10 protein-coding genes are annotated in these 25721 nt (G+C 48.0%); 4 read left to right on the forward strand and 6 right to left on the reverse strand.

Annotated elements, in window-relative coordinates; all coding sequences use genetic code 11:
* Positions 1-95 precede the first annotated feature (95 nt).
* The 4 genes from FT643_RS13725 to FT643_RS13740 all read left to right on the forward strand — a co-directional run bounded on the left by FT643_RS13725 (position 96) and on the right by FT643_RS13740 (position 4990).
* Positions 96-1583 carry a SulP family inorganic anion transporter gene (locus tag FT643_RS13725; protein WP_156871981.1) on the forward strand — a complete coding sequence of 496 codons (1488 nt, stop codon included), beginning with the start codon at positions 96-98 and terminating at the stop codon, positions 1581-1583.
* Between the two features lie 16 nt (positions 1584-1599).
* Positions 1600-2457: a universal stress protein gene (locus FT643_RS13730; RefSeq protein ID WP_156871982.1), complete on the forward strand. Its 858-nt coding sequence runs from the start codon at positions 1600-1602 to the stop codon at positions 2455-2457.
* Between the two features lie 168 nt (positions 2458-2625).
* Positions 2626-3429 (forward strand): alpha/beta fold hydrolase, encoded by an 804-nt coding sequence (locus FT643_RS13735; RefSeq protein WP_156871983.1) that lies wholly within the window; start codon positions 2626-2628, stop codon positions 3427-3429.
* Between the two features lie 13 nt (positions 3430-3442).
* A complete protein-coding gene (locus FT643_RS13740; protein ID WP_156871984.1) occupies positions 3443-4990 on the forward strand; it encodes a hybrid sensor histidine kinase/response regulator in 1548 nt (515 codons plus the stop codon).
* 32 nt (positions 4991-5022) lie between these two features.
* On the opposite strand, the gene FT643_RS13745 is transcribed toward FT643_RS13740, so the two are convergent.
* The 6 genes from FT643_RS13745 to FT643_RS13770 all read right to left on the reverse strand — a co-directional run bounded on the left by FT643_RS13745 (position 5023) and on the right by FT643_RS13770 (position 25318).
* Complete coding sequence (locus FT643_RS13745; protein ID WP_156871985.1) at positions 5023-6372, reverse strand: HlyD family type I secretion periplasmic adaptor subunit; 1350 nt, start codon at positions 6370-6372, stop codon at positions 5023-5025.
* Positions 6369-8510, reverse strand: a complete 2142-nt coding sequence (locus tag FT643_RS13750; RefSeq protein WP_156871986.1) for a peptidase domain-containing ABC transporter — start codon at positions 8508-8510, stop codon at positions 6369-6371. The genes FT643_RS13745 and FT643_RS13750 overlap by 4 nt, the downstream gene beginning before the upstream one ends.
* The gene (locus FT643_RS13755) at positions 8497-10251 is read right to left on the reverse strand and encodes a peptidase domain-containing ABC transporter (protein WP_198043534.1); all 1755 of its coding nucleotides are present in this window, start codon (positions 10249-10251) and stop codon (positions 8497-8499) included. Before FT643_RS13755 ends, FT643_RS13750 begins: the two co-directional genes overlap by 14 nt.
* A gap of 96 nt (positions 10252-10347) precedes the next feature.
* A complete protein-coding gene (locus FT643_RS13760; RefSeq protein WP_156871988.1) occupies positions 10348-17727 on the reverse strand; it encodes an Ig-like domain-containing protein in 7380 nt (2459 codons plus the stop codon).
* Positions 17728-17990: 263 nt separating this feature from the next.
* A complete protein-coding gene (locus FT643_RS13765; RefSeq protein ID WP_156871989.1) occupies positions 17991-18599 on the reverse strand; it encodes a porin family protein in 609 nt (202 codons plus the stop codon).
* On the reverse strand, positions 18596-25318 hold the full coding sequence (locus tag FT643_RS13770; protein ID WP_156871990.1) for an Ig-like domain-containing protein: 6723 nt from the start codon (positions 25316-25318) through the stop codon (positions 18596-18598). The genes FT643_RS13765 and FT643_RS13770 overlap by 4 nt, the downstream gene beginning before the upstream one ends.
* Positions 25319-25721: the final 403 nt, after the last annotated feature.

Genomic DNA, 25721 nt, shown 5'->3' on the forward strand with positions numbered 1-25721 from the left:
CACTTTTTGGTGCGCAGCATACGTTGTTCAACTATTTAAATGCCCTCAATGCATTGCGCATCGGGAGGCGAACGTTTTAAAACTGCAGGTAAACAATGATAGAAACAATTAAGCAGGATTGGTTTTCCAATATTCGGGGGGATTTACTGGCTGGCACCGTGGTGGCGCTGGCGTTAATCCCTGAAGCCATTGCCTTTTCCATTATTGCCGGGGTCGACCCTAAGGTCGGGTTATACGCGTCGTTTTGTATCGCGGTCGTGATTGCGTTTGTGGGTGGACGCCCAGGCATGATCAGTGCGGCCACCGGTGCTATGGCGCTGTTGATGGTGACGCTGGTGAAAGAACATGGTCTGGAATACCTGCTGGCGGCCACCCTGCTGACCGGAGTATTCCAGATCTGCGCCGGCTTTCTGAAGCTGGGAAGCTTAATGCGCTTCGTCTCCCGCTCCGTGGTCACTGGTTTCGTCAACGCCTTGGCGATCCTGATATTCATGGCGCAACTGCCAGAGCTGACCAACGTAACCTGGCATGTATACGCCATGACTGCGGCCGGTCTAGGGATCATCTATCTATTCCCGCTGTTGCCGGTTATCGGCAAATCCATTCCATCACCGCTGATCTGTATTGTGGCTCTATCCATCGTCGCCATAGTGCTGAAACTGGATATACGCACGGTGGGTGATATGGGGGAATTACCAGACACGCTGCCCATCTTCCTATGGCCCGATGTACCGCTCAACCTGACCACCCTGCAGATCATTTTCCCCTACTCCATCGGTCTGGCCGTGGTCGGATTGCTCGAATCCATGATGACCGCCACCATCGTCGATGATCTGACGGACACCAAAAGCGATAAAAACCGCGAGTGCAAAGGCCAGGGTATTGCCAACATCGGCGCCGGACTGATGGGTGGAATGGCTGGTTGCGCGATGATCGGTCAGTCCATTATCAACGTTAAATCCGGAGGCCGGGGCCGCCTATCGACGTTTATCGCCGGCACCTTTCTGTTAATTATGGTGGTGTTTCTGGATGAATGGATTAAGCAAATCCCGATGGCGGCGCTGGTTGCGGTGATGATCATGGTGTCCATCGGTACGTTCTCCTGGGATTCGCTGGTCAACCTGAAGAAACACCCCATTTCCACCAACATCGTGATGATCACCACCGTTGCCGTTGTCGTTGCCACTCACAACCTGGCTATCGGGGTGTTCGTGGGCGTGCTGTTGGCCGCCCTGTTCTTCGCCAATAAAATCGGCCGTTTCATGGTTGTGAAAAATGAAAAGCCCGAAGAAGGACAACGCTTATATACGGTGGTTGGCCAGGTTTTCTTTGCCTCTGCGGATCACTTTATGGAATGCTTTGATTTTAAAGAGGTCGTTGATCGCGTTACCATCGATCTGCACCACGCCCACTTTTGGGATGTGACCTCGGTCGCCGCCCTGGATAAAGTGGTGATTAAATTCCGTCGCGAAGGTACGGAGGTGGACATCATCGGCATGAATGAAGCGACCCGCACCGTGGTCGATAAATTCGGCGTTTACGACAAGCCGGAAGAAGTAGAAAAGATGATGGCCGGTCACTAATCCAAGGAGGATCACCATGACAAAAAATACCATAACCGCCTGCGTTGATGGATCGGCTATTTCCAACGCGGTATGTGATACCGCAGCCTGGGCGAGCCAGATTCTGGGAGCGCCTTTAACCTTTCTTCATGTCTTGGAAAAAACCCGCTCACCGGCAAAGGAGGATCTGTCCGGCGCAATCGGGCTGGGTAGCCGCGAGCATTTGCTGGATGAATTAACCGTACTGGATGAACAGCGCAATAAACTGGCGATTGAACACGGTAAACACCTGCTTGAAGATGCGAAAATCAGAGCCGAAGCCGCTGGCGCGGTGGACGTTCATGGTGAACAGCGACACGACCACCTGCTGGACGCCATGTTGGCCTATGAAGACAAAACCCGGATGTATGTGATTGGCCGTCTGGGTGATGATCATGACCTGAAAAATCAAACCATCGGCTCTCATGTGGAAAACCTGGTTCGTGCTATTCACACTCCGATATTGATGGCGACCAGAACGTTTTCCGCCCCGGGCAACTATATGCTGGCCTATGACGGAAGTGAAACAGCCGACATCGCAATTAACCGGATTGCCGAAAGCCCGCTGTTATCAAAGTTACCCGGGCACGTGGTCATGGTGGGCAACGACACATCCGAAAACCACAAACGTCTTGAACATGCCTGTGAACTTCTGTCCGGTAAAGGCCGCGAAGTGCAGACGCATTTGCTTCAGGGCAACGTAATCGAATGTCTGATGGATTTTCAGAACCGCTATAACATCGAACTGAAAGTGATGGGCGCCTATGGCCACTCAAGGATCCGAGAATTCATCGTGGGCAGCAATACCACCAAAATGTTGGCCACGAGCACCGTTCCGGTTTTGATTCTGCGTTAGCTCTTCAGCGTGGTTACCGCTCTATCGCGACGAAGTGCCAAAGCGATAGAGTGCCTGCTCCTGCTGCGATGCTATTGAGACCGTATTGACACCCTATCCCATGAACTATTAAACCGGTATTATTGTCCCAAAGCCCCCCCTGGTATCCCCTGCAGTTCAGGAGTCGTTATGGATTTAGTTAAACGCAACAATGTGAAGGTTGTAGGCGACGGCCCCGTGACTATGGTGTATGCCCATGGGTTTGGCTGTGATCAGAGCATGTGGCGCTATCTGGTACCTGTCTTTGAGAGCGGTTGCCGAAACATCCTGTTCGATTTAACAGGAAGCGGATCGTCGGATCTAGCGGCTTACGATTTCAAAAAATATAACTCTCTGGATGGCTATGCGTCTGATCTGCTGGAAATCATCGACGGGTTTTCCGATGGACCGGTGATCTTTATAGGTCACTCAGTAAGTGCGACCATTGGCCTTTTAGCCACAATCAAAGCGCCCGAAAAATTCAGGGCTCAGGTTATGGTTGGTCCGTCTCCCTGTTACATTAACGACGGTGATTATATCGGTGGATTCTCCCGGGAAGATATTGATGACCTAATTCAGACCATGGAAAGCAATTACCTTGGCTGGTCAAGCACAATGGCTCCAGCAATAATGGGCGCCCACGACCGTGAAGAGTTGGGCCAGGAACTTACCAACAGCTTTTGTCGAACCGATCCTACTATTGCAAAACATTTTGCTAAGGTAACTTTTCTATCTGATCACCGCGCTATGCTCAGTAAATCCACCACGCCCGCATTAATCCTTCAATGCAGTGAAGACATCATTGCTCCGCGGAGCGTCGGTGAATACATGCAAAACCAAATGCCCAATTCTGAGCTGGTCATTATTGAAAACGTCGGTCATTGTCCACATTTAAGTGCTCCGGAACCCAGTATTGCCGCCATGCAGAAATTTCTGAACCAGTTAGTGTTTTGAGTCAGTCTAAAAAATGAATGAACTGGATTGTGATTCCCTGTATGACAACGCGCCCTGCGGCATGCTGGTTACAACATCCGATGGAAAAATAGAAGTTGCCAATGCAACGTTCTGTAGCTGGCTGGGCTATAGCTTCCCGCAATTACAGTTAAAGAAATTTCAGGAATTGTTAACGGTGGGTGGCAGGGTGTTTCATCAAACGCACTGGGTGCCCTTGTTGCAATTACAAGGTTCCGTTTCAGAAGTTCAGATGGAGATGTTACATAGTGATGGAAGCCGGATTCCCGTCCTTATCAATGCAATACGACGGGTTCGCGACAATTGCCCCTATGATGAGATCGCTATCTTCGTTGCTACCGATAGGAAAAAATACGAAAAAGAAATAATTTTATCTCGGCGTCAGGCGGAGCAGTCACTGCAACAACTGGCATCAGCAAAGGAGCAGCTACAGCAGCTCAACGAACAACTCTCCATTGCGGATCGCCGCAAAGATGAATTTCTAGCGACGTTGGCGCATGAATTACGAAACCCTCTGGCGCCCATGCGCAATGTCGTCGAAGTGATGGGTTCGCTCGATACCGATCATGGAGTGACGCAGTGGGCCACTAAAATCCTAAGCCGACAAGTGCAACAAATGACTCATCTTCTGGATGACCTGATGGACATATCCAGGATCTCGAATGGACGGGTCGAGTTGCGTAAAGCGTATATTGACCTGGTCGATCTAGTTAACAGCTCAGTGGAAATGGCCAGGCCTCAGATAGAAGCGCGCGGCCACAGCCTGCAGCTGGAAATACCGAACAACCCCGTTTACTCGCTTGCGGATGAAACCCGTTTAACTCAGGTCATAATCAACTTATTGAACAATTCAGCCAAATATACACCGCTCAATGGCCATATTCACTTACGGTTTAGCGTGAATGACAAGGTGGCAACTCTATGTGTAAGCGATAATGGAATCGGTTTCGAACCTGATGAAATCAATGCACTTTTTAATATATTTACTCAACTGGAAAACGGTGTAGATTATGCGGAAGGGGGTTTGGGTATTGGCCTTTCATTAGTTAAGGGGTTTGTTGAACTGCATGATGGCACCATATGCGCGCACAGCAAAGGTCCTAACCAGGGAAGCCAATTTATAGTGACCCTGCCCATTGTAGAACCCACCTCAGTTAGCAGCGTTCCACCTCAGCCCGTAGAACCGACTAACACCGCGAAGCGAATTCTGATCATAGATGACAATGAAGACGCGGCAAACAGCTTAGCCTTACTGCTGGAAATGCAAGGGCATGTTACTGCCACGGCTTATTCAGGCAGCGATGGAATAATTCAATCGTCCTCATATAACGCGGATGTGATTTTGCTTGATATCGGGTTGCCCGATATGAGTGGTTATGACATCGCTCGCACACTACGCAAAGCCTTAACGGCGAACACGCTGCTGATTGCTACAACCGGATGGGGGCAGCAGAAAGACATTGATATGGCTTTGGAAGCTGGCTTCGATGCCCATCTCACTAAACCGTTGGACTTAGGGAAATTAGTGACATTAATTTCTTGAGTTGGAAGTCACGCCACTAGTGCCAACCCCAATCACCTTTCTGAGAACGCGCCGTCAAAGCCACGCTGCAGAGGCCTCAGCAAATACTCGAGTATGGTTTTACGATTGGTTATGATATCCGCCCGCACGGTCATGCCGGGATAAATACGGTTAAGTTCCGAGTTTGTTCCGACATAGCTTTTAGAGAGCTTAATTTCCGCTAGATAATAAGGATTATTCTCACTATCGATGTACGTTGACGGTGACATCTTCATCACTTCGCCTTTAATCGAGCCGAATTTTTGGTGCTCATAGCTACTGACCTTGACGTCGGCTGTATGCCCCATCGCGATGTGTCCGATATCTTCAGGCGCGATTCTTGCTTCAACTAAAAGCTCATCATCCGTAGGAATAACTTCCATCATGATCTCGCCAGGCGCGACCACTGTATGGTTGGAATTGACGGTTAAACCTTTTACGATTCCATTTACAGGGGTGAATATCTTCATCTTTTTAATGCGTGTGTTCATCTCCGCTATCTGTTCATTGGTGACAGAAAGCTGGGTCACGACCTTGGTTTTTTCCGAGTTCAGCTGTTCCCGCCACATAGCGGTTATTTCCTGGGATTTTTCTTCCAGTTCTTGCAATGAATGACGAATTATCTCCATCTCATTTTTAATCTTAGCCAGCCGGTTTCTCGAGGCTGCCAACAATGCGGCTGTATCCAGCGCATTCGACTTCGACAATAGACCGCGTTCGAACAATGACATATGCATATCGTAATTTTGACTGAGTATATCCAGTTCTTCCTGTGCAGCGTTTAGCTGCTCTGACTTACTGTCCAATTCAATTTTTCTATGTATTTTTTGCTGTGCGATGCTGTTTTTCCGGAACTTATATCCTTCCAGCTGTTGCTGATAATGCTCGATTTGAGTCTCCACCAGGAACGGATAATCCGCTTTCCACTGATCGATCTGGAGTTCGCGCGTATCCAACAATGCACTAAGCCTTTCGATCGTCAGTAACATTCCGGCTTTGGAAGATTGAAGGCTTCTCATTTCAGACTTCAACAATGAATCGTCCAGCACGAGCAACAGTTGGTCACTTTCTACAATGTCGCCATTGCGAACCAGGATATCTTCTACTGTGCCACCTTCCAAATGTTTGACTCGCAGCAATCGTCCTTGGGGTACTACTTCACCCTGGGCAGAAGTAATCTCTGGTAACGAAGTAAAATAGCACCAACACAACAATCCAATAACCAACAGAGAGACGAGCCGCATTATGCGATTAATTTTATAAGCCGACGTGTAATCTTCTAACGCAATAGACTGAATAAGGTATTGGTTGACTTCACTGTCAGAGTGCTGTCGTTTCCGATAAATAAATTCCTTTAACTTCATTTTAGTAACACCCCTGCCTTTTTGTCCGTACCCAAATAGTCCACTGCGGTTGTGACGTTTTTAACTAACCCCCTTTCCATCTCAACGACCTTGTCCGCTATCTCTACTATTTCAGGGGCGTGGGATGTAACGATAACGGTACACTTTCCCTTAAGATTTTTGAGTAAATTCACCACGTTTTCAGTGCCCACTTTATCGAGGCCTGCACTGGGCTCATCTAAGATAACGATAGGATAGGATCCGACCATGGAGCGAGCTATACATAAATTTCTCTGGATACCGGAAGGGACAGAGCCACCCACATAGCCCCCGATCTGCGTATCCAACCCATTCGGTAGCGCAAGAATTTGTTCCTCTATTCCTGCTATTTTTAATGCATTCAGAACAACTTCATCACTGGCAATAATATCTCTTAATTTCAGGTTAAACCTGATGTCGCCAGTGAATAGGCGTGGATACTGGGGTACATACGATATCTTGTGGCGCAACTCGGTGGTGTTGAATTGTCGAATGTCTGTATCGTCAATCAAAATATTTCCTATCTGTGGCAAGTACATACCACAAAGCAATTTCAGCACCGTGGACTTGCCTGAGCCGTTACCGCCGGCAATAACTAAAAATTCGTTTTCCTTAACATGAAAGCTAACCCCAATCAAAACAGGATCAAGGTGCGGCCCATAGCGAAAGCTCACCCTCTCCAGTTTTACGTCGCCTCTATATTCCCGCTTCATCATGGATGATTTGCTTGAATTACGCTCCGGCTTGAGCGCCATTATTTCGTTTATGCCCTGTATTCCCTTCAGAGTTTGATCAAAGCTGAAATAAGTAAGCAGCATCATTTGCATTGGCGTAACGACACGCCAAAGAATGGCCATACACGCAATCAAAGCGCCAATACTTATTTGCCCTTCCATGGCTTTCGTTCCACCGATCCAGACCACGGCAACAGAAGCAATGAACAATATCGACTGGGTATAATTGTTTAACAGAGAGTGCGCCCGTGAGACGTTATAGTTACTGAAAGCAGCCAATTTGGCTGATTTTTGTATGCGCCGCATCCAACCTGCCTCGTCGGCCATGATCTTTATTTCGAATACGCCACCTAACAGCTCCATCGTGAGTTGCTCGTGTTTGGCTCTGTGCTCTGCAGATTCTGCGATCATCCTTTTCATTTTCGGTATTGCGTAAATACCGGTTATCAGAAAAATCAGCATCACAACCAACGGAACCAACGCAATACTGCCACCAAGCACCGCCAGCACCGTAATAAATAGAGGCACAAAGGGCAGTTCCAGAACCAGCAACGCGGTGGGCCCGGTGAAAAACTCCCTGATACTTTCGTACAGCCTGAACTTTGAGAGCTGAGCTGTTAGCGACGCCCTCTCTGTCATTATGGTCGGCAACGACAGAACTTGTTTTAATGTTTCTGTTGCTAGCAAGTAATCCAGCCGGCCGGCCGGCAAGGCCATGATTCTTGATCTGATCAGCCTCAGGCCCAAGTCAGTCACCAGGACCAAAATAACACCCGCTGCTAGCGCCCATAGCGATTCCAGATCGGAATTTCCAATAACAGAGTCATAGACAATCATTATAAAGAAAGGGACGCACAGCACCGTTAGGTTCAGTATTAATGTGAGCCCGAACAAATACTTAAAAATGGGGTAAAAGCGCTTCAGCACCACCCACACCCAATCCCGATTGGTTTTAATTTTTTCTTCTTCAGCACCAACGTGGTTAACGAAATAGGCCATCCCCACGCTGCTCAATGCATCAACAGAAGTAACACCGGTTATACAGTTCAGAAATACGTATTTATCTTTTTCTTTTTGATATAGCACATAAACGTCACCAGAATTCGAAACGAACAGGCAGGGTAACTGGTGCGCAGGGACATCTTCGATCCGGGTTTTCAATTGCTCGGTTGTGCAACCAAGTCGGGATAAAATCAGTCTGAGATAGGGAAGGTCAAACTCAAAATCGCCCTCAGGCAGGACTTCGGCAACATCCCTCAAGGTGGCTTTAAAATCCACTACACTGAGCAGCGGCATCAATGATCTGGCGTAGGGGCTGTACTGACCGAAGCCGTCCGTATCACCTTCGACTATATGCTGAATTAACTGGGCTTTATTTACTTTCATTTGGCCCACCTTCTTGGGTATCAGATCTGGAACCTGCTACCTCAACCCGCGAAAACATTTTCTTAACATTTCCATCTTTCATTTTATAACAGTGATCCGACAAGCTCATTAATGCAGGATGCTGCGTTATAAGAATAATGGTCTTTCTACCTTTAACCGTTTTCAAATATTCAAACAAACGAGAAAAGTTTTCTTTATCATATCCAGTGTTCGCATCATCTAGAATTAATATTTTCGGATTTCCAATCAGCGCTCGCACCATCACTATTCTTTGTCGTAGCCCTTCCGGCATATTGTTCGCGGCGCTGCTGTCAACCTCGGTTTCCAATCCGTTAGGCATATAAGTAAGATCTTCATTTAATCCCAGCAAGTGTGCATAATCCAAAGCCTGGGTTACTGCCTCTCCTTTTCTAAATCCGGTCAGATTATCCAGTATTGTTCCCGCAAAGATCATACCCCTTTGAGGCACGACACCGATCTGATTCCGTAATGACTGTTTGTTTAATTCAGTGACAGAGCGATCATCATATCTAACATCCCCACGCTGTGGATCGACTATTCCCAACAACAGTTTAACCAGTGTTGACTTACCACACCCGTTTTCACCGGTGATCGTTATGAACTTGTTCTCTTCGATCGTGAGCGATAGGTTTTCTAATGTATTCCCTAACTCCTCACCTTTGTAGTGAAAGCACACGTTTAGAAGTTCTATGTTCCCGCTCAGACGCACACCCCTTTCCGATTTTTCGTTGGGTTCCTGTGGCAAGTTGAGCAGGTGAATTATTTTACTTTCCGATACTTTAGCCGTTTGCCATTGCATCCAAAAGCTGAGAACCCGTGTTGCGGGTTGTAATATTCTTCCTGAAAGCATGCTGCCCGCAGCCAACGCACCAATGGATAAGTCGCCATTCACAGCATAAACAGCCCCAACCGTTACAAAAGCGATAATTACGATCTGGGAAAACGAAGATGTGGCTGATTGAATGAGATTATTTATGTAAGCTAATCTGAAAAGCGTTCCGGATGTTTCTGCAGCCATTCGTTCATGACGGCGCAGCATTTGTGATTCCATGGCCAGTGGTTTCAGTGTCTGCATGCCCTGAAGCACTTCAATAAGAAAATTATGTCTTTTCTCGAACAAACCGTCGCGTTTCAATATCGCATCATGCAAGCTTTTACTGGCAAACAGGAAAAAGGCAATGAATACAAAAAAGAGCACCATCGGTATTAAGACCAGGTATCCGGCAAACACCCAAATCATTACGAAAAATATGACAACGAACGGTAAATCGAATATAGAAAGGATGTTTTGTCCGAACTGAATCTCCCTGACTCGTTCAATGGATTTGAACTTATCCAAGTATTCACTGTGCCGGCTTTCTTCAAATGCAGATAAGTCGGAGTGAAGTATTCGCTCCATTAAGAGTAACGTGGTGGTCAATTCAAAATCAGCACCCAGGCGATCCATTACCACCGAACGGCAAATTTTGAGCGTAGTATCGAATAAGCATACGACCAATAACCCCACCATCAGGGCGATCAATGTTTGAACAGCCTGCTGCGGGATAATCCGGTCGTACAGCTGAAGAATAACAATGGGAAGAGCCAGGCTAAGTAGATTGATAACAAAGCTTGCGAACACGATTTCTGGTTTGATGCCAAAAACGACTTGCCCCAGCTTGGTACTTAACGGCGTCTCCCTAACACTTCTGAACCAATTTATACTACTTATCCATCCCATAGACGTAAGTTCCACGTAATGGTGCAATGCCATTACTTCCCTGAATATATTTCTCTTTTCTTAAGCGTAGTAAACAAGTGATTTAAATAAAGTAAATTACCAATCTATTCTTTCCATATTGGTAAAATCCAGATAGGACCCATCGATCAACGTCACCGAACCAAAGCTGTCTGCGGAAAGATCTATGCCATCAGAAAATATATCGACAGCCGTGACAACCCCGTTAATTTCAAGTGAGGCTATGGTCGCTACTCCTGCCAGCACATCGATGGTATCAGTCCAGCCGACTCCTCCATCGGCCACATCCACTCCGCTGAGTAAGCCCATAACAAAAAGGTCGTCTCCGGCTTCGCCAAACAACTGATCATTCCCGAGTCCATTAATCAACGTGTCATGCCCACTACCACCGGATAGAATATCGCTTCCGGTCAACCCGTCGATATAATCGTCATTTACCGTACCGGTTATCGTATTGCTTAGGAGATCGCCAACCAGGGTTAAGCCTTCGCTGAGGCCGCTATTCAGTTCGTGAATCGAGGTCAGGTTCGATACATCGACTGTTGCAGACCCACCGCCGATGACTGATATATTCAGTCCATTAGTATCAAGGCCTGCCAGGCTCAAATCCCCCGACAATATCGTATTGGTGGCTAAATCGACGTTGAGATTCAACAGCTCTACCGAATCTATTAACAGCGAAGTAGTATTATCCGCTGTAATAATCAATGCTGCATCGATCAAGGATTCACCTGTCCGTAACAGATAACTGGCTGCATCTTCAATCAAGAGTGAACTCACGCCTGAGCAGTCGAGCGTCAGCAAATCGCTTCCCAGCCCTGAATCAATCGTAATTAGTCCATCCTCAATAACCGCTGAAATGGCGTCGCTTCCCTGACCTGTTGATACTACGTCACCCGCACCGATCGATTGAAGAATATCGTCACCATCGCCGGTGGCAATAACATCGGCATTGATAGTACCAATCACCGTTTCAGCACCCACATCCCCGATCACTGAAATAGAGTGATCTGATAAGATTTGGGAGCCATCGATTATTGTGTTTTGAGTTGCACCAAGAATTTGAATATCAGTGCTCAAAGTGGTAGATGAGAAATCGCCAACTAGTAATATATGATCATTGTCACCAGCGTGAATTTCAAAATTTTCGATGTTTACCGCTTGTACCGCTGGAACGGTATTTACACTGACGACAAAATGATCTGATGGTATGCTCGAACCTGTCCTGAGATTGAATATAAACGCCGTTTCCACCAAAACTACCGATAATCCCGGACTTTCAAACACCAACGTATCTTGATCAACTCCGCCATCTATAAAATCGAATCCTTCACCGACGTTGTAATTAAATAAATCATTACCCGCGCCACCTGCTAAGGAATCAGCGTCCCCTCCACCCTCGAAGACATCATCGCCTTGACCGCCAATGGTCGTTGTAGAACCCGACGTTCCGTTGAATTGGATACCGTGGTTGGAGCTGATCAGGCTTGCATCCACATCCACATCAGTGACCACCGAATTGATTATCAGCCCATTCACCACCAAATCGGATTGAGTAAAATCACCACTGATTGTGATGCTGTCTGTGGCGTCTGCATTTAAATTTAGCTGCTCTATTCCTTCGATCTCGGCTGCAACGCTTCCATCTACGGTAAGCATGATCAGATTGGATTCCACACTCAGCCCGGTTCGGGAATTGTACGTTGCTGCATCTTCTATTAAGAGATTAGAACCCGTAGTGGCATTCACTGTAAGCACATCCGCTCCATCACTACCACTAATATAATCGTATCCGTCGCCGACGTTGTATTCGATGGAGTCGGTACCCTCTCCACCATAAATAAGCGTTCTACCGGATTCACTAACCAGCACATCAGCATCAGCGGTGCCCTGAACGATATTATTCCATCCATTGACTTGTATTGTTGCAGTAGAAAGGGCGCTTTCCCCTGCACTGTCTTCAACGGTATAACTAATATCTACACTTGAGGTATCCCTGGGACGCAACGAATCATACTGGCCATCTGGGTCAAACAATAGCTCATTAGAAACAATGGTCACAGTTCCAGACCCGCTCGATATTGAGGCATCAGTGATCGTTAACGTATCACTTGTATCTGGATCGGTGTCATTTGCCAGTACGTCCAATGTCAATGAGTCACTGAATGCGGTTACACCTGAATCCGCCTGCAGGATCGGCGCTGCATTTAAGCCGGTAACAGAAATAGTTGCCGTAGACTGGCTTGTTTCCCCAGTCGCATCAGTAACGGTGTACGACACAATAACTTCAGCACTTTGACCGTCAGCCAGGCTGTCGTAATTACCCGCAGGATCGTAAACCAATTCATTGTTCACGATTGAAACTGAACCCAACCCGGAATCGAGGGTGACATTGGATAGCGTTAAAACATCCCCTTCCGGATCGCTGGCACTTGCCAGCACATCCACCGTTAAACTCGTATCTTGATCGGTGGTATCAGAAACCACTCCCAGAACCGGCGCATCGTTTGTGCCGGAGACCGATATAGTTGCCGTAGATTGGCTTGTTTCCCCAGTCGCATCAGTAACTGTGTACGACACAATAACTTCCGCACTTTGACCGTCAGCCAAGCTGTCGTAGTTGCCGGCTGGATCGTAAACCAATTCATTACCAACAATGGACACCGATCCCAAGCCGGAATCGATGGTAACATTCGATAAAGTTAAAACGTCCCCTTCCGGATCGCTGGCACTTGCCAACACATCGATCGTCAAACTTGTGTCTTGATCCGTAGTGTCGGATATCGCGGAGAGAATAGGCGCGTCATTTGTGCCGGTGACCGAAATCGTAGCCGTGGACTGGCTTGTTTCTCCGGTAGCATCAGTCACTGTGTACGACACAACAACTTCAGTACTTTGGCCATCAGCCAGGCTATCGTAGTTGCCTGCAGGATCGTAAACCAATTCATTGTTAACAATGGACACCGATCCCAACCCGGAATCGAGGGTGACATTGGATAGAGTTAAAACGTCCCCTTCCGGATCGCTGGCACTTGCCAACACATCGATCGTCAAACTTGTGTCTTGATCCGTGGTGTCGGATATCGCGGAGAGAATAGGCGCGTCATTTGTGCCGGTGACCGAAATCGTAGCCGTGGACTGGCTTGTTTCCCCAGTCGCATCAGTAACTGTGTACGACACAATAACTTCCGCACTTTGACCGTCAGCCAAGCTGTCGTAGTTACCGGCTGGATCGTAAACCAATTCATTAGCAACAATGGACACCGATCCCAAGCCGGAATCGATGGTAACATTCGATAAAGTTAAAACGTCCCCTTCCGGATCGCTGGCACTTGCCAACACATCGATCGTCAAACTTGTGTCTTGATCCGTAGTGTCGGATATCGCGGAGAGAATAGGCGCGTCATTTGTGCCGGTGACCGAAATCGTAGCCGTGGACTGGCTTGTTTCTCCGGTAGCATCAGTCACTGTGTACGACACAACAACTTCAGTACTTTGGCCATCAGCCAGGCTATCGTAGTTGCCTGCAGGATCGTAAACCAATTCATTGTTAACAATGGACACCGATCCCAACCCGGAATCGAGGGTGACATTGGATAGAGTTAAAACGTCCCCTTCCGGATCGCTGGCACTTGCCAACACATCGATCGTCAAACTTGTGTCTTGATCCGTGGTGTCGGATATCGCGGAGAGAATAGGCGCGTCATTTGTGCCGGTGACCGAAATCGTAGCCGTGGACTGGCTTGTTTCCCCAGTCGCATCAGTAACGGTGTAGGACACAACGACTTCAGCATTTTGACCATCAGCCAAGCTGTCGTAGTTGCCGGCTGGATCGTAAACCAATTCATTACCAACGATGGACACTGACCCTAAACCCGAATCCAAAGTGACATTCGATAGAGTTAATACGTCACCTTCCGGATCACTGGCACTAGCCAACACATCGATCGTCAAACTTGTATCTTGATCGGTGGTGCCGGAAACCACTCCCAGAACCGGCGCATCATCTGTGCCCGTTACCGAAATGGTCGCAGTAGAATCAACACTATTTCCTCCTTCATCAGTAACCGTGTATGTCACTACAACTTCAGCACTCTGACCACTCGCCAATCCGTCGTAATTACCGGCTGGGTCATAAACCAATTCATTGTTAACGATTGAAACTGAACCCAACCCGGAATCGATCACCACATTCGAAACAGTTAACACATCACCTTCAGGGTCACTGGCACCTGCCAACACATCCACCGTCAAAGTCGTATCTTGATCGGTGGTATCCGATACCACCGCGAGTACCGGTGCATAATTCGCACCCGTTACTGAAATCGATACCGTCGATTGACTTGTTTCTCCTGTCGCATCAGTGACCGTATAGGAGACAACCACTTCCACACTTTGACCATCGCTCAGACCGTCGTAATTACCGGCAGGATCGTAAACCAGTTCATTGTCAACAATGGACACCAATCCTAAACCCGAGTCCAAACTCACATACGATAGACTTAAAACATCCCCTTCCGGATCGCTGGCACTCGCCAATACATCGACCGTCAAAGCCGCATTTTGATCGGTGGTATCTGACACGACTCCCAGAACTGGCGCATCGTTTGTGCCAGTGACCGATATAGTTGCCGTAGATTGACTTGTTTCTCCGGTAGCATCTGTGACTGTGTAGGACACAACGACTTCAGCACTTTGACCGTCAGCCAAGCTGTCGTAATTACCCGCAGGATCGTAGACTAATTCATTGTCAACAATGGACACTGATCCTAAACCCGAATCCAAATTGACATTCGATAGAGTTAATACGTCACCTTCCGGATCGCTGGCACTTGCCAACACATCCACTGTCAGCGTTGTATCTTGATCGGTGGTATCAGAAACCACTCCCAGAACCGGCGCATCGTTTGTGCCAGTGACCGATATAGTTGCCGTAGATTGACTTGTTTCCCCAGTCGCATCAGTAACGGTGTACGACACAATAACTTCAGCACTTTGACCGTCAGCCAAACTATCGTAGTTGCCCGCAGGATCGTAGACTAATTCATTACCAATTATGGACACCGATCCCAAGCCGGAATCGAGAGTGACATTGGATAGAGTTAATACGTCACCTTCCGGATCACTGGCACTAGCCAGCACATCCACTGTCAAACTTGTATCTTGATCGGTGGTGCCGGAAACCACTCCCAGAACCGGCGCATCATCTGTGCCCGTTACCGAAATGGTCGCAGTAGAATCAACACTATTTCCTCCTTCATCAGTAACCGTGTATGTCACTACAACTTCAGCACTCTGACCACTCGCCAATCCATCGTAATTACCGGCTGGGTCATAAACCAATTCATTGTTAACGATTGAAACTGAACCCAACCCGGAATCGATCACCACATTCGAAACAGTTAACACATCACCTTCAGGGTCACTGGCACCTGCCAACACATCCACCGTCAAAGTCGTATCTTGATCGGTGGTATCCGATACCACCGCGAGTACCGGTGCATAATTCGCACCCGTTACTGAAATCGATACCGTCGATTGACTTGTTTCTCCAGTCGCATCAGTGACCGTATAGGAGACAACCACTTCCACACTTTGGCCGCCAGCCAAGCTGTCGTAGTTGCCGGCAGGATCGTAAACCAGTTCATTGTCAACAATGGACACCAATCCTAAACCCGAGTCCAAACTCACATTCGATAGACTTAAAACATCCCCTTCCGGATCGCTGGCACTCGCCAGCACATCGACCGTCAAAGCCGTATTTTGATCGGTGGTACCAGACACCACTCCAAGTACCGGCGCGTCGTTTGTGCCAGTGACCGAGATCGTCGCCGTAGATTGACTTGTTTCTCCGGTAGCATCTGTGACTGTGTAGGACACAACGACTTCAGCATTTTGACCGTCAGCCAAGCTGTCGTAGTTGCCGGCTGGATCGTAAACCAGCTCATTGTTAACGATTGAAACCGACCCCAATCCGGAATCCAAAGACACATTTGATAAAGTTAAAATTTCGCCTTCCGGATCGACAGCACCGGCCAATACATCGACCGTCAATGTTGTATCCTGATCGGTGGTACCAGACACCAAGCCGAGTACTGGCGCATCGTTTGTGCCGGTAACTGAAATAGTGGCCGTAGATTGACTTGTCTCACCAGTGGCGTCCGTTACCGTGTACGAAACAACAACTTCGGCACTTTGACCATCGTTCAAGCCATCGTAATTACCCGCAGGATCGTAAACCAACTCATTGTTAATGATTGAAACCGATCCCAATCCGGAATCGAGGGAGACATTCGAAAGTGTTAATACGTCATCCTCGGGATCGCTGGCGCTCGCCAACACATCCAGCGCCAAAGTTGTATCTTGATCGGTGGTACCGGATCCCAAGCCAAGAACCGGTGCATCATTAGTGCCAGTCACTTCGATAGTCGCCGCAGACTCGACACTGTTTCCCTGCACATCAGTTGCTATAAACCGAATTACAACGTTTTCAGATTGGCCTTCTGGCAGATAATCAAAGGCATTTCCTGGATCATAAGAAATCTGGTTATCGGTAATCGAAACAACGCCCTTTCCATCCAGATCAAGGCTGTTAATAATGGTGACATTCTGAATCCGGATATCGCCGGAATCGTTTAATATATCCAGCGTAAAAAAACCATTTTGTTCTACGGTTCCAGAAGTAGGTGAGACTGAAAGTGTTATTTGAGGAGGAGATATCGAATCCGGACTACCCACTATTACGCTATCAAATTGATTATCGGAGGAATCTAACGCATCATTTCTATCTACGGTTTGATTGGTTAAATTGCCTTCATCATCCAAGGACAGAATGATTTCAGGATCTTCATTTGCGGACGTGTTATCACGTTCACTATCACTTTCGGTTGTACTGGATAAAACTTCTTCCGATGGTTCTTCTGTGCTTTCATCCGTCACGCCAACCGTAACATTCGAATTAACCAACCCGACAGACGAAGCAAACAAACCCTCTACATTAAACGCATCATCGTCTTCATCTAGATCTGGATCAAAACGGCTTTGGGTATCTACAGGAGTATTGGATGATGAATCGGCATCGGAACTAGAAGAACTGCTTTCAGATTGGTTTTCAGATTCTTGGGATTGAAGACCCTCGGCATCTTCAGATTGTGTTTTCCTCGACGTATTGCTTAGGTCCAGACTATTTTCTGACGCCGACTCTTCCTGGCTTTCGTCGTCGGATTCATCTTCATTGGAATCAATGGCATTAACTTCCAATTCTTCCAAATCCAGTTCTTTCGAATCATAGGTTTGCAATATGGCATGGTTTACCTCGGATTCCCTTGCGTCTAAATCCAATTTGACCGGGGATTGCCATGCACTCATCGACACCGGATCATCGACATTCACCTGCAACTCTTCTTGGACGGCTGCTTTTGCGTCCTGCACCTGAGTATCGTTTTTACTACCTTCCATGATCACTTACCTACTAAAATCGCCATTCAATAATCCGTTTAGGATCGTTAAAACAATTCCTTATTGATTAATTTACAGTCTAATACATGAGAGGGTCAGCAAAGGATTGATATGGCATGGATACCCCGTCGCTAATGCTTTTTTTTACTGTTCTAATGCTAACTGTCTGATTCATAGCCGATATAAAAAACGTCGATAAAACGGTTTATGCTAAAAAGTCATAAACAGCTTATTGCTTACCCAATGTTACTCGTCACTACTGGTTAAAATACAAGATCCCTTGTTAGTGAAAGGCCGACACCTCGCGCATCTTCATCAAAACTAAAAAATGAAAGCCGCGCATCCCAGTGCTCACTCAGCTTATATTCTGCGCCAACGGCAAGCGCTAACTGCCAGGATGTTTGCTCCTTATACGGCAACAATTCACTTGAACTGTCGTTCGTGATACCACCGACTCCCACCTTCACATAGATGTCCCAGTCTCGACTTTCTTCATAACCACGAAGATAATAACCAAGCCACAGTGCCGGCACTTTATAGCTAATGAATTCTTTATTCGTAATAAACGGATTGCGGCTCTCCAGAGTGGACTCGCCCAGATCGCTGTAACTCAATTCCGTGAAAACGTGATGTGTTAAATTCACACCCAAGTGCAAGCTAAAACCTTGATCACTATCATCCGTCACTTCCCAACTGGTTTTGCTGGAATCCGGCTTCAGATCACTTATATTCAGGCCGACACCCAAATACCAACAGTTGCGCAGTTCCCAGCTTTCACTGAAAGATTGACAGGATTCTCCATCAGCTTGAGCCACGTTAACGAATAAACCTAGCGCAATCCCGCTTAACGATATATTGGTAAATAATTTCAATGCTGTCTTCCTTTTCTATTTCTCAGCGGAATGAACATCAACAAAAGCAACATCCATAAGCTTGCAAATGCGCCACCGTGACCTTCCAGCGAAGTTTCAATTTCTTCTTGGCCCTGCTCTGAATCGGGTATTCCATCGTTATTGAAATCACCTTGCTCCTGATCATCCGTGAAACCGTCGCCATCACTGTCATTATCGAGAAACGCAGGCAATCCATCGCTATCAATATCCGCAAAACTGACTAGCGCATCGGATATGCCGTCGCCGTCTTCGTCTGCACCGCCCTGCAAATCAACATCAAGACTATCGTCAATGCCATCAAGATCAGAATCCAACCCGGAAAGCACGACCAAAATCGCTTCGCTGGTATCGCTGATGCCGTCATTGTCACTGTCTATGTCCAGGTGATTCGGAACGCCGTCGCCATCGATATCAATACTAATGCTCGAATCAACAATGCCATCCAGGTCGAGATCTACTCCACCGGTAAGATCCGCGTCGAATACGTCATCTATACCATCAAAGTCTGCATCCAAACCGGACAATCTGATGTTGCCGTAAAATTCAACACGGTCAGGAATACCGTCGTTATCACTGTCACGATCCAACCGATCAATCAAGCCATCGCCGTCACTGTCACCATCGCCTTCGAGAATATCGCTAAGACCATCATTGTCATCATCAGCGTCAATGGCGCTGGGAATCCCGTCTCCATCCGGATCAGCCAACGTCCCATGGAGTGAACTCTCCTCGTCTGCCAGGTCATCAATGCCATCACCATCAGCGTCAAACGTTACATCAATCCGGCCATCTGAATTGCGATCCAACTGGAACAAAGAGGTTGATAAAATATCGAAGTTACCGTCGTTATTACTATCAAGATCAATGCGATCCGGAATCGCATCGCCGTCCAGATCATTTTCTATGAAGAACACGCTATCAGACACATCCAGTAGACCATTTTTATCCAGGTCAACATGCCCGGATTCGATAATATCCAGCACGCCATCATTATCGGAGTCCAGATCAAGATAATCGGCCACACCGTCCAGGTCGCTATCTACAGCAGCCAAAGCATCATCAATGCCATCGTTATTGCTATCGTTGCCGCCGGTCTGATCGACGTCGATAGCATCAACAATACCATCAAGATCGCTATCCGCTGAACTCAGTAATGATTCCAAAAGATCTGCAACACCGTCATTATCGCTATCCGTATCACGATAATTGGGCACGCCATCCAAATCGTTATCCGCTAGCGCAAAGTTGTCATCAATACCATCGTTATTCAGATCACTACCTTGGGTAACATCCACATCCATCGCATCGTCAATGCCATCATTATCGGTATCCAATCCGGTCAGACCCGCCTCCCAACTGTCGGGCAAGCCATCACCATCGGAATCCAGATCGTAGTTATCGACTATGCCATCATTATCCGTATCCCGAAGCACCGCTGCGTCATCAATGCCATCGTTATTGCTATCGTTGCCACCGGTAAAGTCGACATCAAACACATTATCAATGCCATCATTATCGGAATCCACACCCGACAGCCCAGCTTCAAACCGGTCGGAAATACCATCATTGTCCGCGTCGGAATCCAGTGCATCCACAAGACCATCACCGTCCGTATCCGAATTGCCTTCTATGATATCCGGTATGCCATCACCATCTTCGTCGCTTGATACATCCAGGTAATCAGGAATACCATCACCGTCAGAATCGGCTAACTCTTCTTCACTGTCCGGAGTGCCGTCCCCATCACTATCGGTGTCCAGGTAATCGGCGTCACCATCGCTGTCGCTATCGATCAACGCAACATCATCGATACCATCATTATCCAAATCGGTTCCACCGGTGATGTCGACATCGTACCGGTCGTCTATGCCATCCCCATCACTGTCGGTGCCCAATGGTTCGTGAAGACCACTTTCAAGGGAATCGGAAAGGCCATCGTTGTCGCTGTCTGAATCCCTGTAGTTGGGTAGTGAATCTGAATCTGTATCCACCCCATCAAACTGATCCGCTATTCCATCACCATTGACATCCAACCCGCCGACCAGGTCGACATCGTATACATCGTCGATGCCGTCGTGATCCAGATCCGACCCGGAGGCCACGATCCCGGGCGCCTCCTGCCAATCCGGTATACCGTCGTTATCACTGTCCGGATCCTGGGAATCGACCACTCCGTCCAGATCGCTGTCCAAAGAGCCTTCAACAACATCGCTGATGCCATCGTTATCGTCATCACCATCCAACGGAATGGGCACGCCGTCGTTATCGGAATCGGGCGCCGTTCCGAAATCATTGGTTAAACCATCGGTCACATCAGGAATACCGTCGGAGTCCGTATCCTGCACAAGGTCAATACGACCGTCCAGGTCCTCATCAAGATACCAATAAGCAGTCCCGTCAATATCGTTGGTGCCATCGTTATCGGAATCCACATCCAGCCTATCCGGAATCAAATCACCATCGCTGTCGGCTTCACTAACAACCACGCTATCGCCGCTATCAAGTAATCCGTTTTCATCGGTGTCCACCAAACCCGCTTCGGAAATGTCGTTCCAACTATCGTTATCGCTGTCCAAATCCAGATAATCCGGCGTACCGTCACCATCGCTATCCAGTGCAGCAACAGCATCATCAACACCATCATTATTCAGATCATTGCCGGTAGTTACATCCACATCGAAATCGTCGTCAATACCATCGTCGTCAGCGTCAGACCCGGATGCCGACACTTCTATCAAGTCTGTAATACCATCGTTATCACTGTCAGTGTCAACCAGGTCCGCCTGGCCGTCCTGGTCAGTATCCACCGGGCTGTATGCGTCATCGATTCCGTCGTTATTCAGATCATCACCAAAGGTCTGATCGACATCCATAATATCGTCGATACCATCGCTGTCCGTGTCGATGCCTGACAGCCCCGCTTCTAACGCATCCGGTAACCCGTCATTATCCGAATCTGCATCAATAGCGTCGGCAATACCGTCGTTGTCGACATCAGACAGAGTTACAGCATCGTCAATACCATCATTGTTGGTGTCGAACCCACCGGTCTGGTCAACATCAAACACATCATCAATACCATCGAGATCGGTGTCCACTCCGGAGATACCTGATTCAAGGATGTCGGGTATGCCGTCGTTATCACTGTCAGGATCCAGGTAATTAGCAATGCCATCCAGATCCGTATCGGGGAACGTAAAGTTATCATCTATACCGTCATTATTAAGATCGGGGCCCAGCGTTTGATCGGCATCCATGATGTCGTCGATACCATCGCTATCGGTGTCGACGCCAGTGAGCCCTGCTTCAAGTGCATCCGGAATACCGTCATTATCACTGTCCTGGTCGATGTAATCTGCTATGCCATCCAGGTCCGTATCGGGTAAAACATAATTATCATCAATGCCGTCGCTGTTCGTATCCGGACCTGATGTCTGATCAATATCCATGATATCGTCGATGCCATCATTGTCGGTGTCGACGCCGCTCAGCCCCGCTTCCAAAGCATCCGGCAGTCCATCGTTGTCACTGTCGGTATCAAAGGCGTTTCCTAAACTATCGCCGTCGTTATCCGCATTACTTTCAAGAATATCCGGTACACCATCGTTATCTTCGTCGATGGACGTATCCAGATGATCCGGGATGCCGTCGCCGTCACTATCTCCCATTCCTTCATCATCATCCGATAGGCCGTCGCCATCGGTGTCAATCAGAACCACTGCCTGCGACGCTGCAGTGTTATCATTATTTGCCGCATCCTGAGCCACGGCGGACGGCACATCAACTGAGATATTACCTGCACCACTAGGCGTAATCTGAACGTTATAAGTAGAAGCATTAACGCTGGTAAAAGAACTGATCGAAGCGTTGGTAACAACCATGTCAGCAGCAATAAATCCACTCACGTCTTCGCTGAATTGAACCTGGATGCTGAACGGGTCATTGGGAATAAATGTGGCTGGAGCGCCCTGAATGGCCACTGAGGGAGGCACAGAATCGTACGGTGCGCTCACCTGCGCAGCCGCCGTATTATCGTTACCGGCAGCATCCTGCGCCACTGCAAGCGGCACATCGATTGTCAGGTCTCCGGCTCCGCTGGGTGTGATTTCGACCGTATAGGTATCCCCATCCACAGCGGTAAAGGCCGTCACTGTACCGTTGGATACAACCACATCCCCAGCAACGAACCCGGTGACTGATTCACTGAATTGGGCCGTCACATTAAATGGATCCAGCGAGTTTACGGTTGCCGGTGCGCCTTGAATCGCCACCGTTGGTGAAACAATATCGTAGGTTGTGCTGGCCTGCGTAGCCGCCGTATTGTCGTTGCTAGCTGCGTCCTGTGCCACTGCCGATGCGACATCAATTGCAATGTCTCCTGCGCCGCTGGGTGTGACTTCGACGGTATAAGTATCTCCATCGATGGCGCTGAACGCCGTTACCGAGCCATTAGTTACAGCAACATCTCCGGCTACAAATCCGGTCACCACTTCACTGAATTGAATTGTCACATCGAACGGGTCGGCGGTGTTCACTATGTTGGGCGCATTCTGGATAGCGACCGTGGGAGGCACAGCATCGTAAGTTGTGCTGACTTGTGTCGCTGCGGTGTTATCGTTACCGGCTGCATCCTGCGCCACTGCGGAGGCTACATCAATCGTAAGGTCACCGGTTCCACTGGGAGTCACTTCCACCGTATAGGTATCACCATCAACCGCAGTGAAATTGGTTACCGTCCCGTTCGCTACGGTGACATCCCCGGCCACAAAGTCGGTCACGACTTCACTAAACTGGACCGTTACATCAAACGGATCTTCGGAGTTCACGATCGCCGGTGCGCTCTGGATGGCGACCGTGGGTGGCACGACATCGTATGTTGTGCTGGTTTGCGTTGCAGCCGTGTTGTTATTGTTGGCCGCATCCTGCGCCACGGCCGATGCCACATCAATGGCGACGTCGCCGGCGCCATTGGGGGTAATCTCTACGGTGTAGGTATCAGCGTCTACCGCTGTAAAGCTGGTTACGGCACCATTACCCACAGTAATGTCCCCGGCAACAAATCCGGTCACGTCTTCACTGAATTGAACCGTGACGTCAAACGGATCAGCAGAATTAACAATGGCGGGGGCATTTTGTATAGTAACGGACGGTGGAACAATATCGTATGTTGTGCCGACCTGGGTTGCAGCCGTGTTATCGTTAGCCGCCGCATCCTGCGCCACGGCTGATGCCACATCAATGGTAATATTTCCAGCACCATTGGGTGTAATCTCTACCGTATAGGTATCCCCATCAACGGCAGTGAAGTCCGTTACTGAACCGTTTCCTACGGTCACATCGCCGGCTACAAATCCGGTTACCGTTTCGCTGAATTGCACGGTCACATTGTACGGGGTGGTGGAATTCACAATTGTTGGTGCACCTTGAATTGCAACCGTTGGCGCAACTGCATCGTAGGTAGTACTCACCTGGGTAGCAGCGGTATTGTCGTTAGTGGCGGCATCCTGTGCCACGGCTGATGCCACATCGACCGTAACATCGCCGACACCATCCGGAGTGATTTCCACCGTATAGGTATCACCATCGACTGCGGTAAAATTCGTTACCGTTCCATTACCCACCGATACATCTCCGGCGACAAAACCAGTCACTGTTTCCGTGAACTGCACCGTCACCTCAAACGGGTCTACCGAATTCACGATCGCCGGTGCATTTTGAATGGCAACGTCGGGTGCCGTGGTATCGATTGTCAATTCATTTGAAGTGCCATCGTTGGCGGTATTGCCGGCCGCATCGGCACTCGTAATCGAAACTTCGTTCGTTCCATTGACGTCAGGGCTAAACGCTCCGGAGGTCGGTGTTGCGGTACTGGTATCCAAGCTCCAGGTGTCATTGGATTCTGCCAGCACCTCATACGTTGCGCCACCAACGGCGATGGTCAGGGTACTGAATGCTTCTGCCGTTCCGGAAAGCGTTGGTGTGGTGTTATTTGTTGTTTGCGACACCACGGTGGGTATGGCCGGTGGTGTCACATCGGAAGTGGTTTTATTGGGTGAATCAAAAACAAAATCCACATCACCGTCAAAATCGAAGAAGCGGGTTGAACTCGTAATTGAAAATTGGACATTTATTTGCGGGACAGGATTAAAGTCAATCTGCACAGCGAGATTTTTATCTGTCGCAACGCCATCTCCTGTTGAGGTAAATGTGATTGAAGTTGCATCGCTCGTCGCAACAATATCTGTAGGGGTATCACGAGTATAGGAAGCAACTTCATCTAACGCGACGATGACCGTTTCATCCGAAGGCTGATCAATATCCTTGAACACCGCTGAGGGAACGATAGTAACGGCTTGCTCGCCCACCGTATTGTAAGTATCAGCGATATAAAAGGCATAAGTGAGCGCAGCGACTGAAGTACCGGCAGCTGATCCATAGTTATATTCTGCGCGCGCATCGTCACCTGCAGTCACAAAATTGATCGTCGATCCCGTTGAAATCGTCACAATGGTCACAACCGCATCAATGGACTGACCGTTAACTATTGCAACATCTTCCCACAATGCAGTAGTGCCCTGGCCACCGCCGCCCGTCACTGTTGGAGTACCGTTAAAGGTGAGTTTGGTGGCCGAAAAAGCAGCATTAGCGATACACAAAAACACCAACGAAATGAAAAATTGGTTTAGTTTTTCGCGCACAAATGTAACTATCTTTTTTAGGACAACCATATATTTTGCATCCCTGCGACTATTATGCCTAGATCAATGAAAAGCATTTTTCCTTTTAGTAATTAAAAGGCTAGATGAAGAATATTGACCTACAAGTATTAACGCGATAGCTAAAGGGCAGGAAATCGTCCTGCAACGAATATATCGTTGCAAAGCAGAAACATATGAAAAAAAGACCATTTTTGTACTAAAAGCTCAAACTAAAAACGCACCACATGTTTTATGTATATTCATATTCACGCTTTATTAATTAGTTTTTTTTTGGCCTTTCTTGTCACAGTCATACGAACCATTTGAGCGGTCTAAAATCGCGATCAAACCTGAATCTATCCTTTAACAGATTTTAAAACGGTTATTTATAACGGAGACGTTT

The sequence above is a fragment of the Ketobacter sp. MCCC 1A13808 genome (assembly GCF_009746715.1).
In the GTDB taxonomy this organism is placed as follows: domain Bacteria; phylum Pseudomonadota; class Gammaproteobacteria; order Pseudomonadales; family Ketobacteraceae; genus Ketobacter.